Here is a 15,076-nt window from a genome sequence, read left to right as displayed (position 1 = left end):
CGATGCCGTACACGCCCCCGACCAGCCCGCTGAACGCTTCGTGGGTCGGGGCACCGACCTACCGAGGGCCCGCGCGCGTCATCCTCGGCACCTGGGTCACGCCCACCCAGTGGATCTATCAGCCGGCCAGCGCCGAGGGCGGCGTGGGCACGCCAGCGGTCATCGGGCAGCAGCTTGTTGCCGGCGCGGGCGCTGGCGAACAGACCGCCTGGGGCACGACCTTCGCTCTGACGAAGGTTCTCTACTACCGGCCGCCGCAGTACAACATCGCGGCCTCGTGGGTCGGCAAGCCGGTCTACATCCGTACCATCGGCGCATCCCTGCCGGTCACCTGGGACCAGCAGCGCGCCTATGTCAATCCGCCGGGCTTTCTGTCCGAGGCGATGGGCACGCCCTTCGTCACGCAGCAGCAGTTCATACACCCGCAGGGCTTCACGCCGCTGGCCTTCGGCGACACGTACGCGATCTTTCCCTATCAGTACGCGCCCCCACGCTGGACGATCAGTGCGAGCTGGGTGGGCAAGCCGGCGTACACGCCCGCGGTGGGCGTGCGCGACGGGCTCTGGACGCTGCCGTCCGAGGACAAGTACATCCCGCTCACGGGCTGGGACTCGTGCAGCTTCGGCGCCGCCACGATCCAGAACTACCTGACCTACGCGGCGCCCGGCGGCTTCGACAGCCTCGCCATGGGGGCGCCCCAGGTGCGCAACTCGGCGGGCGCGCTGCGGCCCACGGGTGTTCCCAGTCAGCTAGCGTTCGGTGCGGCGCTTGTGGCTTACGGCCGGCGGGCTCTCGCGCCAGCTGGGTTGGACCAGTCTGCCTTCGGCGCCGCCGCGGTGGTGCTGAAGAACCGACGCCTCTTTCCTGGCGGGTTCGACGCCATGGCTGGTGGCAACCCCACCATCATCAACCGCAACCGCTACATCGCCGCCGGAAACATCGTGCCGCCGGTGCTGGGCACGAGCTCGACGGTGTGGCTCTACACGCGCTACCTGCTGCCTACCGGGCTGGTGGCCACGGGCTTCGCCGGCACGAACCGCGTCAGCCACGACCGGCAGTACGCGCAGCTCAACGCGGGTATCCCGACGCCCGGCTTCGGCACGCCGTGGATCAGCCAAGGCACTCGGTTGCTGGCGCCGGCCGGCGCGTTCCTCGATGCGGTCGGGCGCCCGAACGTGGGCGGCACGCGCTACATCACGCCCACCGGCTGGGACTCGGCTGCCTACGGCACGCGGATCATCCCCGAGTCGCAGACCGTCGCACCGCAGGGCTTCCGGGAGGTGTGGGGGAGCACGAGCGTCAAGAACCAGCTGACGTTCGTGCGGCCGCCAGGGTTCGAGACGAACGTGCAGGAACAGTACCGCTGGGGCAGGGCGCAGGTCTTCAACCTCCGGCAGTTCGTGGTGCAGAACTACGACCCCACCGACGGGCTCAACCCGCCGGCCTGGCCGCAGTGGACGGCCATCGAGAACCGCAACCGCGTGGTGGGGGCCATTGGCATCGCTCCGCCGCGCGTGGGCGAGCCGCTGGTGTTCAACAACGCCCGCGTGATCGCACCGGCAGGCATGACGCCGCCGGGCTACCCGGGCACCACGCCGGCGGGCCTGGTGGCCTACGGCGTGCGCCTGCTGCCGCTCGAGGGGATCGAGCCGCCGCCGCTGCTCAACTGGAACGCCGTCTACAACGCGGCGCGCGTGGTGGCCCCGGCGGGCGCTGACGCGCAGCTCTTCGGCGTGGCCACGGTGGAGAACACGCGGCGCTACTACCCGCGAATTGGGAACATCGACTCGGCGGCCTATGGCACAGCCTTCATCGACTTCGCGACTCGGACGCTGGACATCGAGTCCCGCTACGCGATCCAGCCGCCCGACGTGCCGCTTCCCGAGGTCAAGCTGTACACGCGCTACGTCGATCCGAGAGGCGACGACATGTCGCGCATCGGGTTGGCCGCGCTCTCGATCCACTTCAACCTCCTCCTGCCCAGGTGGACGCATCGGGACTTCTTCGGCGAGCCGCGCGTGCACAACGTCACCCCCGAGGTGCGCGGGTATGGCTGGAACGCCGAGGAGTTCGGCAATGCCTTCGTCCGGCAGCAGTACCGGCCCGTGGCACCCGACGGCGCGGCCACACAGCTCTTCGGCCAGCCCAAGATCGCTGACCGAAGGCAGACTATCGCGGTGCCGGGCAACAACTTCATGCGCGTGGGCGACAAGCTGGTGGTCACGCGGGCGGGCGCGCCACCATATGCCACGCAGTGGATCATTCAGGACCAGGAAGTGGCGTCCGAGAGTGAGGTCGGCAAGCCTGGGCTGAATCAGTACGTCCTCTACGTGCCGGGCATCGCTGCGCCGCCTCTGGGCGATGCAACGGTGCGCAGCAATGGCGTCATGGTCGACGCAGGCATCAAGATCGATGGCTACGGCGAGCCGATGGTGGCCCTCAAGAGGCGCTTTCTGACGGTGGCCGAGTGGCCGGACGTACAGGTGTTCGAGCCTTCGCCGGCGCGCATCACGCCGCACACCATCTACGCGGTGGTCGAGGCACCGGCGCAGGCCATCCGCAATCACCCAGTCGGCAACCTGCACTACGTGGGCCAGACGCTTGAATACGGGCCTGGCGCCCGGTTCGGGCAGCACTCGGTGCGCACCTATCGCGGCATCCTTTTCCCCACCACGGTAGGCAACACCGGGATGCTCGGCGTGCCCTCGGTACAGCTGCACCGCCGCTACCTGGAGCCGGCCGGCATTCAGGCCTACCGCATGGGCTGGGTGGTGTTGGGCGACGGCACGCAGTTCGTGAAGCAGTTCGGCGGGGCCGACATGCAGCTTTTCGGGCAGCCAGCGGTGGCGCGCGGCCCGTACCTCGGCCCGCAGACCGTACGGCCGGTGGGCATTGCGCCGCCAGATTTCGGCGTGGCGTGGGCATCGCTGCTGCACCGGACGTTCCAGCTCACGGGCTTCAACGCCCTGGCGATGGGCGGGTCGCGCGGCGAGCCGCCGTACCAGTGGCAGTCGCTGCACGTCGGGCCTCCCATGCCGACCTTGCCGCCCGGCATAGATGCGGTCGCATTCGGCACCGCGTGGATCTCGCTGCGCATCCGGGGCCTGGAGCCTCAAGGCTTCGAGGCGTTTGCGAGCGAGTACGACCCCGAGAACTTCGCGGCGCGCATGCACGTGCGCAATGTCTACGTTCCGCCCGGCCCGGCCGCGCGCACGGTGGCGCCTGTGGGGATCGACGCGACGCAGGCCGGGGTGCCCAATGTCAAGCTGGCCGTGCACTTCATCCGGCCCGACGGCAATGCCGATCAGTACCGAAAAGGAGCCTTCTAATGTCCGACACCTCCCTCATGCCACTCGCGGGCATCAACAACGTCTCGGAGGATGCGGCCATGCAGCGGGGCGGCGATGCCGCGCAGCTGTACGTGCGTGATGCCGTGAACGTGGACATCACTCCGGCCGGCAAGGCATCGGTGCGCATGGGCGAGCGCCTGGTGAGCTCGGCGCGGTTTCGCGATGTGTGGCAGAGCCCGCTGCATCACGACACCTTCGGCACCCTCGCGGGGAAGTGGGTCAAGATCAAGCCGACGGACTGGTCGCACGAGGAGCTCGCTACCGTGGGTGAGGGGGCAGAGCACGTGGTGCTGAATAACCTCGTCTGCGTGGCCGGGCCTGCTGGGCTATTCACGTTCGACGGCAGCGCGGCGCAGCGTCTGACGTTGGACACGCCGCCCGCGCCACTGCTGACGGCCGGCGCGGGCTCGCTGGAGCCTGGCACCTACGGGGCGGCCGTTGCGTGGCTTCGCGGCGCGCAGGAATCTGCCCCTTCCGAGCTCTCCACCATCGAGGTGAGCTCGAGCGGAGCGCTTGGGGTGGCCCTGCCCATCTGGCTCGACCCGACCCTCACCGGCGTGCGGCTGTACCTGACAAGGCGCGATGGCGGCGAGCTGCTGCGCGCCGGGGACTGGCCGGCTGGTACCGCGTCCATCCACCTGCCGCTGCTGCCCCAGCTTGGCGCCGCAGCCCAGTTCCGGCACCTGTCGCCCATGCCCACTGGGCGGTTTCTCTCGTACTGGCGCGGCCGGCTGCTAACCGCCCGCGGCAATGTGCTGCGTTGGTCCGAGGCGCTGGCCTATCACCTTCACGACGAGCGGCACGGCTTCGTGCAGATGCCGCAGCGCATCACCTTCGTGCAGCCCGTCGACGGCGGCGTATGGGTCGGGCAGGTCGATCACGTCGTCTTCCTGCGCGGCAGCGCCCCTGCCGAGTTTTCGGTGGAGCGCAAGGGCGGCCGCGCGCCGGTGCCTGGCAGCGCCGTCCTTGCGTCGCCCGACGCCTTGGGCGGCGATCTCACCGCAGGCGGCAGCGATGCGGCGGTCTGGCTGGCGGAGAACGGCTACGTCGCCGGCACCGCCTCGGGAGCGCTTGTGGAGCTTCATGCGGGCGTGCTGAAGGGCATCACGGGGCGCGCCGGCACCTCTGTAGTGTTTGGCCGACGCCTGCTGACCGCTGTAGTCTGAGGGCTTCCACCCCCGGGGAATCCGGGAATCATCGCTGCGCAGGAGTGCGGCATAGGACTACTGGAGCTTCCTATGACGACGCTGCGCAAAGAGCTGGCTGCGGACCTGAACCGCGAAACCTATGATGTCACCGAGCAGGGCATTTACTTCCCCCGGCAGGGCGTGCTCGCACAAGGCGAGTACTTCGACCGCATCAACGGCGGCGAGTGGAGCCGTACCAAGAACAAGATCGTCATCGAAGGGCTGGCTCACATCCTGAACGTGGCGCTGGGCAGCACGGCCAAGCCGGCGGGCTACTTCCTGGCCCTGTTCAGCGGCGCGGCGGCGCCGGCCGACAACTGGACGGCCGCCAACTTCGCGGCCTCGGCATCTGAAATCGTCAGCCTCACCGAGGGCTACACCAGCCCCACCCGGCCGGCCTGGACCTCGGCAAACACGAGTACCGGCTCCATCGACAACATGGCGGCTGTCGCCACGGTCACCATCGCCACCGCCGGCCAGCTCAACGTGACCGGCGCGGCCATGCTCACGAACAACACGCGCGGCGGCACCACCGGTGCGCTGGTGTCGGCGACGAAGTACGCTGCCGCGCGCGTGTTCCAGAACGGTGACACCTACGACATCGGCTACCGCCTGAGCCTGACCGTCTGATCCATGCACGCACCGCGCCCCTATGGGCGCTTTGCCGAGCAGGCGGAGCTGTCCCCGGAAGATGCCGCCGCCGTTGAGCGGCTGGCCAGGACCGCGACCAACTTCAAGCAGCTGTCCGCCCTGGACAGCTTGAAGCGCGTCGCGGAGCTGCCCAGCGGCCGGCAGGCTGTGGCAATCGACATGGGGGGAATCTTCCGCATCCTGGTGCTCGAGCGGCACGAGAACCCCGAGCACGAGATCACCGGCCTGGCCGAGACGAACCTGCCCATGCTGTTCTCTGGCGTCATCACGCGCGCCCAGGTGCTGGAAGGCGAGGGCGTTGGCATCAAGCTGACCGAACAGACCCGCCGCCGGCTGACGGGCTACCGAGAGGACGCGGACCTGCCGCCCAAGGACGTGGCGCTGCAGCGGTTCCGCATCGACTACCACGACCGGTTTTCCTACTTCCGTCCCCAGTACAGCGGCATCTACACCTTCACGCAGTACGTGAAGCAGCGTCCGACCTGGTACAGCGGCGCCATGGCCGAGGTGGCGCAGGTGGTCGGTGGCTACGGCCGGCAGGTGCTGGCAGACCTGCCGGACGATCCTGTTGAGCGGGCCCGCATGCGAGTGCCAGAACGCTTCATGCGTGAGATCCGGCGCGAGGTTGCAGGCCTGCGGCTGCCCGGTTACACGGGCTTCCCAGATCGCGAGGGGCAGTTCCAGTACCGCTACCAGCATGGCGAGGGCAATGCGGTGTCGTTCGGCACCGACGGCAAGCCTTGGCTGCTGCGCATCAACGCCCGGGGCGTCTTCGCGATGCCCCTTCCGCTGGTGCCAGCCACGACTGCTGCCGCATTCCGGGCCTACGTCGAGGAGGTTGGCGATGGCGAGCTGCTGAAGGTGCTGGATCGCTTCGGAGGGCTCCCCTCGGGCGAGACTTTCCCCGAAAACGAGCAGGACTTCGAGGCGTGGCGGCGCGCTGGGGTGTTCATCAAGGTCTGTGACTGCGCAGACTTCTACGCGCGACAGGCGTTCTATGCGGCTGGCGGCTGGTCCTTGAACAGCCGCGGCAGCGAGGGCTTCAATACCTGCTGGGACCGTGATGAGGCCGGCTTGCTGCACGCCCACGCCTACAAGATGAAGCTGCGACTGGGCGCGACAGCCAACGGCGGGCGGCTGAAGGCCTCGTGGCAGTTCGACGGCGAGGACGAGGCGGCGCGTGCACATGTCTACCTGGATCGGGTCTTCGAGAAGTTGCGCGACGGCTCGCACCGCTCGCGCGCAGCGGCCTACAAGATTCGCCGCGCCACGGCCGCGCAGATCCTCGCGCGCGCATCGGCATCGAACGGGCCCGACAACGACTATTGGGACGCGCTCGAACTCGAACCCATCGCAGTGCATCAGGGGAACGTGGCCCGCGTGGGCACTGGTCCCATGTACTGGCCGGGCAAGAACCCGAAGTCGATGGGGCGGTTGAAGTTTCCCGAGCTGCGTGGTCTGGGCTGCGAGTCGTTCGTGATGGTGTCCGAAGACTACGCCGGGCCGGCCGTGCGGTGCGACACCATCGTCTTTGGCTGCTACGTCGATGACGAGCTGCAGGTGGTCAAGTACTTCTACGACGAGCGCAAGCTTCAGGAGAAGGAACAGAGCACCTTCGAGAAATACATGATCGTTGGCCAGTGGGAGAAGACGGTCACCACCGGGCTTTCTGGTCTGATGGGCTACTTCTACACCTCGTCGTTCGATGACCGCCAGGTGGCGCCGCCGGTCAGCACCACCACGCACGTCACCGGTGTCGATATGGGCTACGGCCAGCCCGCATTCGCAACGCCGCCGATCCTGTATTGCGTAGGCTCGCTGTCCCGCGCCCGCTACTACTACCACCGCACCAAGGTGAAGAGCACCTCAGGCTTCGGCATCGACGTGGCCGCCTGCGTGCCCGTCTTCGAGCGCGACTGCATCCTGTACCCCTATATGGACAGCACCTCGGGCCGGTCGGAGTCGGAGAAGACCGAGCAGTTCGCGATGGCGGACCCCACCTCCTATCAGCTTTGGTGCTACGACAACCTGTTCCACTGGATGGGGCAGACCGACAACCACAACAAGGGCGACCCGCCGTCGAAAGACGGCGTGCCGGTCTACATCGACACGCTGGTCTACTCGCCCACCGAGGTGAGCGACTACGCCGACAGCGGCAACTGGTACAACCTGCCGCCCGGCGGCTTCCTTGACATCACGGCCATCTGCGGGCCGTACACCTCGCGCTCGTCTGGCACCCAGCACGCGAACGGCGTGGTCATCGGCGGCGAGGCCCCGGGCTTCGAGCCGTTCTCCAGCGAGAAGCTGTTCCCGGCCGAGCAGTCGGGGCGGCTCAGCGTGTCGATGAAGGGCGCCGGCTCTGTCGTCGCCCACAAGGACATTCCGCATTCCTGGTACTTCGGCTTCTCGCCGGAAGAGCAGACCTACTTCTATCGCGACGCGGTGCACGTCGCCATTGGCGACAGCAGCTACGCCAGCATCTACGAACAGGACCAGAACGGGCTGCGCCGCCGCTGGGGGCACACAGCCCTGGCCGACAACCGCAGCGCGCACCACTTCATCGGAGTCATCAATGAGTAGCTACCGCGACGACGTTCAGGAAACCGCTGTTGCCAGCAGCTCCATATGGCTCGGGCTGACCAGCGTGACCGAGGAAATCGCGCGCGCGTCGAGCGTGCTGTTGTTCGGGCTCATGGTGCTGCACGCCGACGCGGCCGTGGCCAGCGATGCCGTGTTCGACCGGCCTGGCGGCATCGTGGTCGAGCGGGCGACTCTGAGCGATCAAGTCATCGATGCGCGGGCCAGCCGCGAGGTGATCGTGGAGCACGCAGTTGCCGCTGACATGGCGATGGGGCGCCTGCGTGTCCTGCATACCGACAGCGCGCAGATCAGTGACCAGGTGGCCGACCGCACGCGCTCGCTGCTGGTCGAGTCGGCCGCGGCGAGCGATCAGGTGCTGGCGCTGCGCCGAGTCAGGAGCGTGGTGCAGGAGCAAGCCCAGATCTCCGATTCAGCGCCCAGTTTCGCCGCCTCCCTGGTGGTGGAGCTGGCGCACGCCGAGGACTTCACGGGCGGAACGCTGCACGCGGCGGCCCTGACCATCGAAACGGGCGTGGCGGTCGATGAGGTGATCGACGCGCGCCAGGCCGCGGCACCGGTGATCGAGGTGGCGAGAGTCGCTGATGAGGTGCTCGGCCGGCTGCACGCCGCGGACCTGGTGCTCGACGGCGCAATAGCCGAAGACCAGATGGTCGGCGAACCCGTGCAGGGGCAGGCTTGGACCACGAACACCGAGTCGTGGGCCATGTCCCGCCACGATCCGGTGCCTTTCACCGCTCTGGTGGTCATCGACGGTGCGCTCTACGGCCTGGCCGCAGAGGGGGTGTACGCGCTGGACATGCCGACCACGCAGGCGGCTGCCATCCGCACGGCGCCAGTGGACATTGGAAAGGGAGTGCTGGTCCACCCCCTGCAGGCCTTCCTGGAATACGAGCTGGACGGCACGGCCACCATGGACGTGACCACCACGCAGGACGGCGCTGCCGAGACCTACAGCTACCCCCTGGAGCCAGAGCCTGCCGCCGCGCTCACGAACGGGCGATTCATCTTCGGCCGCGGGCTGCGGGGCAGGCACTTCAGCTTCACGCTTCGCCTGGATGCGAAGCGTGGCGAGATCAACGACTTGAGCGTCAACGCGGCGCCGACGAAAAGGAAAGTGTGATGGGCATTCAACCAGACAGCATCCTCGGTGTGGCGGTGGAAACCGTCACGGACAAGATGGCACACCTGGAGGTGCTGGCCGATCGCTACAACGCGCTGCTGAGCAGTGCGCTCGCGCAGATTGGCGCGGTGCAGGTGGCCGACGTGCCGGTGCCCACGCGGCCGGTTGCGCCGGTGGCGAATCCGCCCGCGATCAACCTGGGCGACGCGCCAGGCTACTCGCCGCCCAACCTGGCCATGCCCTCGTCTCCTGTGGACATCGACATCGATGCACTGCTGACCGGCCTGGACCTGGGCGACCTCGGCGACCTGCCGGACCCACCGACCGCGATCCCGATCAACATCCCCGACGCGCCGGGCATGGCGGACATTCCCGCGCCGCAACGCCCGCAGATCGACACCACGGTGGACTTGCCGTCGGCGCCGAGCATCGTCATGCCGGAAATGGAGGCGCTCGAGCAAATCAACCTGCCGGTGTTCGAGTTCCCGCAATTGCCGACCTTCGACGCCACGCCGCCCAATGCAGACGGCATCACCGTGCCGAACGTCTTCATCAACTGGGCCGAGCCGGTCTACGAGTCCGAGGTGCTGGACGAGCTGCAGGCCAAGGTGAAGGGGATGATGGCCGGCGGAACCGGACTGCCGCCTGCCATCGAGGATGCCCTGTTCGCCCGCGCCCGCGAGCGGGACAGCGCGGAAACCGAGCGCGCGGTGCAGGAGGCCGTGGACACGTGGGCGGCGCGCGGCTTCTCCATGCCGCCCGGCATGCTGGCGAAGCAGACAGCAGTTGTTCGCGAGCAGGGGCGCCTGAAGGCGGCCGAGCTGAATCGTGACATCCTGATCCAGGCGGCGCAGTGGGAGATCGAGAACATCCGCTTTGCCGTGCAGCAGGGCATGGCGCTGGAGCAGTTGACCACCAACCTCTACGAGAACATGGCGAAGCGCCTCTTCGAGGTGGCGCGCTTCCAGGCGGAGAGCCAGATCAATGTGTTCAATGCGCGCATCGCGCTGTTCAACTCGCAGAACGCGGCTTTCGAGACGCTGGCGCAGGTGTATCGGACCAGGCTGGATGCGGCGCTGTCGAAGCTGACCGCCTACAAGACGGCCGTGGAGGGGCAGGTTGCGCTCGGCCAGATCAACCAGCAGCGCGTCGAGGTGTTCAAGGCCAAGATCGAGGCGGTGCAGTCGAACGTCGAGGTCTACAAGGCCCTCATGCAGGGCGCGTCCGTGCGCGCCGACACGATCAAGGCTCAGTTCGACGCCTATCGAGCCGACGTGCAGGCCTTCGCCGAGCAGGTGGGCGCGGAGAAGGCGAAGTTCGATGCCTACGAGGCCCGCGTGAAGGGCGAGGCCGCGAAGGCGGGCGTGCTGGAATCGCAGTCGCGCGCCTATGCGGCCACGGTACAGGCAGTCACCAACAAGGCCGAGATCAAGGTCAAGGGCGCGCAGATCAAGATGGAGGCCGCGCGCACGAAGGTCTCGAAGTTCCTGGCCGACGTAGACGGGTTCAAGGCGCGCATCGATGCCAGCATGCGCGAGGTGCTCTACAGCACGCAGGTCTACCAGGCGCAGGTCGAGGGCTGGCGCGCGAAGACCAATGCGGTGGTGGCCGACGCCGAAATGCAGTCGCGCTTTGCCGACATGAACAGCCGGACGAACATCGCGTACGCGCAGATGCAGATCAGCGAGTACACCGCTCGGATGCAGAACGCGGTGCAGCAGGCCCAGATCGCGCTGGAGGCCGCGAAGGCGCTGGGGCAGTACACCGCGCAGCTTGCGGCTGGTGCGATGTCGGCGATGCACGTCTCGGCTGGCATTAGCGGTTCGGGCAGCGCCAGTTCGTCGGACAGCCGTAGCGAGAGCAAGTCCACCACATACAACTATCAATACTGAAAATAAAAAAAGCCCCGCCGCAGCGGAGCTTTTTCGGGGGGTGGAACGCTTAGGAAGCGTCGGCGCAAGCAGCCGCGCGATACTTCGCATCAACAGTGGCGGTGCACTTCCAAGTGCCTTCGAGGCTCCTCGTCCAAGTCAACGTGTTCGTGCCGGCAGTCTTAAGCGCAGCGGCAGCACCATTGCCGAACGTTGCAACGATCGTCACGGGTGCGGTGGTCGAAAGCGTAACTTGCGGATAGCCCGTACCGGTCGCCGCAGCTACACCGCTACCTTGCTTCGGGCCATCTTGAATCGACGACGCCGTGGCTTGCAGATTGCATTCGTCAGCAGCTTGCGCGGTGCCCGTCGGGATATTGGAGGAAACCGAACCCGTGCGGCCTTCCAGCATGCAGGTTTCGACAGCCGTCTTGAGGTTGCCAGCTTCGCCCATAACGCGCGTGACTTGCGACTTGGCGATATAGGTTTGGTATTGGGGGATTGCGATTGCAGCCAAGATACCGATGATCGCCACAACGATCATCAGTTCGATAAGGGTGAAGCCAGCTTGTGCGCGGCGAGCGATGGTGCGACGGTTCATTTGAATCCTCGGGGTTAGTTGAGTCACCGAGGGCCTTTCCCCCGGAGCGCATGTCTAACTGCAGGAGGTGTGCCATCCGCCTGTGCAGCCGCGGATGGCGAAAAAGAGTGAAAAAGTTCGCGTTTTTGGCCACCCGGACGCGCGCTTTTCGGCGTTTGAACCGCGTTTGTGCGACAAATTGTGTTTCTGGGTAACAAAAATGTCAGACGTCTGGCCACTTAGGTCATGATCCGTTCGCCCAGGGTAGCGATCAGATAGGCGCGCATAGCCGCCTCAAGATGATTCCGCCCCCAAGCGGCGGTTGGATGAGCCGCCGGACGCGCGATGACACCCTTCTCCATGCGGAGAACCCCGTCAAAGGGGATGCCTGATGGCGTCGGGGTGAAATGCATGTCGTACTCGCTCAGGATCGGCCCAGCGTGGCTCCAGTTGCTGCAGTAGGCCAGAACTGGGCGAGGGTTCTGCCCGGGAACCACGATCACCGGCTCACCATCCAGCATTTCTGGAGAGTCGCCTTGGGCTGTGGCGACCCAGAAGTCCAGCTCCCGGCCTGACAGATCGGACATCTTGGGCAACGCGCCAAGGTCCCGGTCGGGGAGCAGTTCGCCCACGAGCTGATCGATGCTTACGCCGAAATAGCGCGCCAAGGTCAGCAGATCATCGATGCCAGGCTCCCCCTCGCCTTGCTCCCAACGGATGATGGTTCGGTGAGTAACTCCTATCGCCTCTGCCAACCGCTTCTGGGTCAGTTCGCGATCGTTTCTCAGTTTTTTGATGTTGGGGACGCGCGTCACAGGCATTTGGCGAGGATACCTCTGTGGGGTTGGACGCCGAGCGGCTCGCTTCGAAGAATCGAACCCATGACTTCCCAGACGCAGCCCATGCTTGGCTTTCAACCCCAAACGAAGCGCGCCCCGGCGCAACACCTTGCCGAGGGAGGCCTCGTGCGCGGCTTGGTGCGCAAAGTGATGGGCATTCCCGAGCCCGCTGACACGGGCGCCGCTCCGCCGGACGCCGCACCCACTGCGCCGCCTCCCGCTCCAGCACCGGCACCCGAAAAGGCAATCACCCAGTACGCGGGTATGGGGGCGACCGAGCGCCGCATGAAGGCCATGGGCCTGAAAGACGGCGGGCCGGTGCGTGGGCCTGGCACTGGCACCTCGGACAGCATCGAAACTGAGGTGCGGCCGGGCAGCTACATCATGCCGGCGGACTCTACCGAGCAGCTCGGCGAAGACGGCGTGGCTGCGCTAGGTTTCAGCCCGGAGAAGGTGCCGGTGAATCTGAGCAACGGCGAATATCAGTTGCCGCCCGAGCAGGTGCATGCGGTGGGCGTACAGGCGCTCGACGCAATCAAGGGGGCAACCCATGCGCCGGCCGTGGAGGCGCGTGGCTTCGCGCCCGAAACAGTCGAGCCGCCGATCTTCTTCGCCGATGGTGGGCTGGTCGACGACGAGGCACGCAAGCCGCGCCCGACGACGCCTGCGGCGGCGCTGGACGTTAGCCCCAGCATCCCGGCCCCCCTGCCAATGCTCTCGGCCTCGCTGCCGCCAAGCCCGCAGGCCCTGCAGATGGCTGCGAACGAGAGGGCCGCTGCCACGCCTGCGCCAGCGCCCGCACCACAGACGAGCCCGCTGGCCCAGACGCAAGGGGCTGCATTCGGCGTATTCCGACGCGAGCAGACGGCGGGAACGCGCGGCGGCATGATGCAGCCGTACGTTGCGACCGGACCTGCATCGTTCGAGCCGGCGAAGGTGCAGGAGGGCACAGGCCGGCTCGATGCGTTCAGCGACCCGCGCTCGATGCTGTTCAAGGGCGATGCCAATGCTGCACCGGCGCCGACCAGCCGAGGATTCGCCGGTGTGGGCGAGGGGTGGGGAAGTGGCGCAAAGCCGGCGGCAACGGCCGCCGCTCCTGTGGCGACGCCTGCTGTTCGCCCAGCGGCTGCGCCGGTCGTCGCGCCGACTGTGGCTCCTGTCTCGAACGAAGCGTCCGTGAGCTCGGCGGCACCGGCCGCGAGCCAGGTCATGCCGGGCGTGTTCCGACAGGGCAACAGCTACGGCGACTCGCCGGCTGCCGCCGCGGCAGGATTTGCGCCGCGCTCCGCCCCAAGCGCACAGAACATGGCGGCAGCCGATGCGCTCGAGGCACGCGGCATCGCCGAGCGCGCTGGCGAGAGAGCCGTCGCCGCTGCAGTGCCGGCCGTCGGATTCGCGCCCGGGAATGGCTTGACGGTGATCGGAGACGAGACTCACGCGGATCGCGTGCGCCGAAGCGCCTTCGGCGCGGCGAGCACTCCGTACAGGGGATCGCCGAACGGTCAGCTCACCGCCAACCAGGTCCGCGTGCTGGCCGGCATGGACGAGGCCAACGGGCGGAATGCACTGGCCCGCGAAACCACCACCGCAAACAACGCCGCTTCCCTGGAGCGTGAAGCCATCCAGCAGGCTGGCGCATCCGGCCGGACAGCGGTGCAGGAGGCGGGCGCCAATGCTCGCGCGGGCGCGACCAACGACGTACAGCGCGGCGAGCTTGCCCTGCGGCAGGAGGCGCAAGGGTTCCAAACCCGTGGCGCGCTGCGCGTGGAGAAGCTGTACGAGCAGTACGAGAAGGCGAAGCCGGAAGACCGTGCGGCCATCGCAGAGCAGATCCGCACGATGACGGGCAAGGAGCACCCGAGCCGCTTCACCGTGGTGCCGGGCGGGCAGGAGATCGATCCGACGACCCAGCAGTCCGTTACCAGGCCGGCGCGCGTCTTCAACAACCAGACCGGCCAGTTCGTAGAGCAGGGCCAGGCGCAGCGCCCCGGCCTGCCGCCTGGAATGACGCGCCAAGTTGGCACGTCGGGCGGCAAGCCTGTCTACGAGGATGCCCAGGGGAAGAGATTCGTCGGTAGCTGAAACGAGCGCTTTGCCGCTTGAATTTCGCAACGGCAGAACGAAATAGTCTCCGTAGACGCATCGAAGTTACAACTTTCAGCTCGCCGAATCCGTACGACGAACGCTCGAAGTTGAATCGGTTGAAAAGCGTAGCGTTACACGCTACAATTAACGCATGATAAGAACGTGGCGCCACAAGGGGCTCGAAGAGTTCTACCTTACGGGCAGCAAGAAGGGCATTCAGCCCCACCATGCCAAAAAACTCGGCCGTCTTTTGGCTGTGTTGAATGCAGCAGCGAATCCAGAGGCCATGAACCTACCAGGGTTTGGGTGGCATCCACTGAGCGACGACCTTGAGGGGCATTGGGCAGTATCAGTCAATGGAAACTGGCGCTTGACCTACAGCTTTGAGGGTGGAGACGCAATCCTGGTCGATTACCAGGACTACCACTGAAAGGAATTGAGATGGCTCTCATGTTTAACCCCCCGCATCCTGGTTCGATTCTTCGAGAGGATGTTCTACCGGCGCTTGGGCTGAGCGTGACCGATGCGGCGCTCCAGCTGAAGATTTCGCGTCCGGCTCTGTCGCGTGTGCTGAATGAGCACGCGGCGATCAGTGCTGAGATGGCACTCCGTCTGGCCGCGTGGCTTGGCGGTGACGCTGGGACTTGGGTGCGTATGCAGGCGGACTACGATTTGTGGGAAGCCAAGAAGGCACACAAGGTCAAGATCAAGAAGGTCGAAGTAGCGGCTGCGGAAGACGAGCACTTTGCACTTGCTGCTTGAGCCCACTTCTCTGTGACTGATAAACGGCCC

At 66.5% G+C, this 15,076-nt stretch carries 11 protein-coding genes; 9 read left to right on the top strand and 2 right to left on the bottom strand.

Going from position 1 to position 15,076, the window contains the following annotated elements; translation table 11 throughout:
* Positions 1 to 2: 2 nt before the first annotated feature.
* From FHT32_RS23530 to FHT32_RS23505, 6 genes are all read left to right on the top strand, one after another.
* The gene (locus FHT32_RS23530; RefSeq protein WP_176667027.1) at positions 3 to 3,329 is read left to right on the top strand and encodes a hypothetical protein; all 3,327 of its coding nucleotides are present in this window, start codon (positions 3 to 5) and stop codon (positions 3,327 to 3,329) included.
* Positions 3,329 to 4,516: a hypothetical protein gene (locus FHT32_RS23525; RefSeq protein WP_176667026.1), complete on the top strand. Its 1,188-nt coding sequence runs from the start codon at positions 3,329 to 3,331 to the stop codon at positions 4,514 to 4,516. Before FHT32_RS23530 ends, FHT32_RS23525 begins: the two co-directional genes overlap by 1 nt.
* 72 nt (positions 4,517 to 4,588) lie before the next feature.
* Positions 4,589 to 5,167 (top strand): hypothetical protein, encoded by a 579-nt coding sequence (locus FHT32_RS23520; protein ID WP_176667025.1) that lies wholly within the window; start codon positions 4,589 to 4,591, stop codon positions 5,165 to 5,167.
* A 3-nt stretch (positions 5,168 to 5,170) separates the two neighbouring features.
* Positions 5,171 to 7,768, top strand: a complete 2,598-nt coding sequence (locus FHT32_RS23515) for a hypothetical protein (protein WP_176667024.1) — start codon at positions 5,171 to 5,173, stop codon at positions 7,766 to 7,768.
* Positions 7,761 to 8,909, top strand: a complete 1,149-nt coding sequence (locus FHT32_RS23510; RefSeq protein ID WP_176667023.1) for a hypothetical protein — start codon at positions 7,761 to 7,763, stop codon at positions 8,907 to 8,909. The genes FHT32_RS23515 and FHT32_RS23510 overlap by 8 nt, the downstream gene beginning before the upstream one ends.
* Positions 8,909 to 10,801: a hypothetical protein gene (locus FHT32_RS23505; protein WP_176667022.1), complete on the top strand. Its 1,893-nt coding sequence runs from the start codon at positions 8,909 to 8,911 to the stop codon at positions 10,799 to 10,801. Before FHT32_RS23510 ends, FHT32_RS23505 begins: the two co-directional genes overlap by 1 nt.
* Positions 10,802 to 10,850: 49 nt before the next feature.
* On the opposite strand, the gene FHT32_RS23500 is transcribed toward FHT32_RS23505, so the two are convergent.
* The gene (locus FHT32_RS23500) at positions 10,851 to 11,381 is read right to left on the bottom strand and encodes a pilin (RefSeq protein WP_176667021.1); all 531 of its coding nucleotides are present in this window, start codon (positions 11,379 to 11,381) and stop codon (positions 10,851 to 10,853) included.
* 218 nt (positions 11,382 to 11,599) lie between these two features.
* Entirely contained in the window at positions 11,600 to 12,181 is a 582-nt protein-coding gene (locus FHT32_RS23495) for a helix-turn-helix domain-containing protein (RefSeq protein WP_176667020.1), read from the bottom strand.
* 60 nt (positions 12,182 to 12,241) lie between these two features.
* On the opposite strand from FHT32_RS23495, the gene FHT32_RS23490 reads away from it, so the two are divergent.
* The 3 genes from FHT32_RS23490 (at position 12,242) to FHT32_RS23480 (ending at position 15,046) form a co-directional block, all read left to right on the top strand.
* A complete protein-coding gene (locus FHT32_RS23490; protein ID WP_176667019.1) occupies positions 12,242 to 14,281 on the top strand; it encodes a hypothetical protein in 2,040 nt (679 codons plus the stop codon).
* Positions 14,282 to 14,435: 154 nt separating this feature from the next.
* Entirely contained in the window at positions 14,436 to 14,714 is a 279-nt protein-coding gene (locus FHT32_RS23485) for a type II toxin-antitoxin system RelE/ParE family toxin (protein ID WP_176667018.1), read from the top strand.
* Positions 14,715 to 14,725: 11 nt separating this feature from the next.
* The gene (locus FHT32_RS23480) at positions 14,726 to 15,046 is read left to right on the top strand and encodes a HigA family addiction module antitoxin (protein ID WP_176667017.1); all 321 of its coding nucleotides are present in this window, start codon (positions 14,726 to 14,728) and stop codon (positions 15,044 to 15,046) included.
* Positions 15,047 to 15,076: the final 30 nt, after the last annotated feature.

Origin of the sequence: Variovorax sp. SG517, assembly GCF_013376045.1 — a bacterium.
Lineage (GTDB): Bacteria > Pseudomonadota > Gammaproteobacteria > Burkholderiales > Burkholderiaceae_C > Variovorax.
This window is presented reverse-complemented; position numbering and strand designations above follow the sequence as displayed.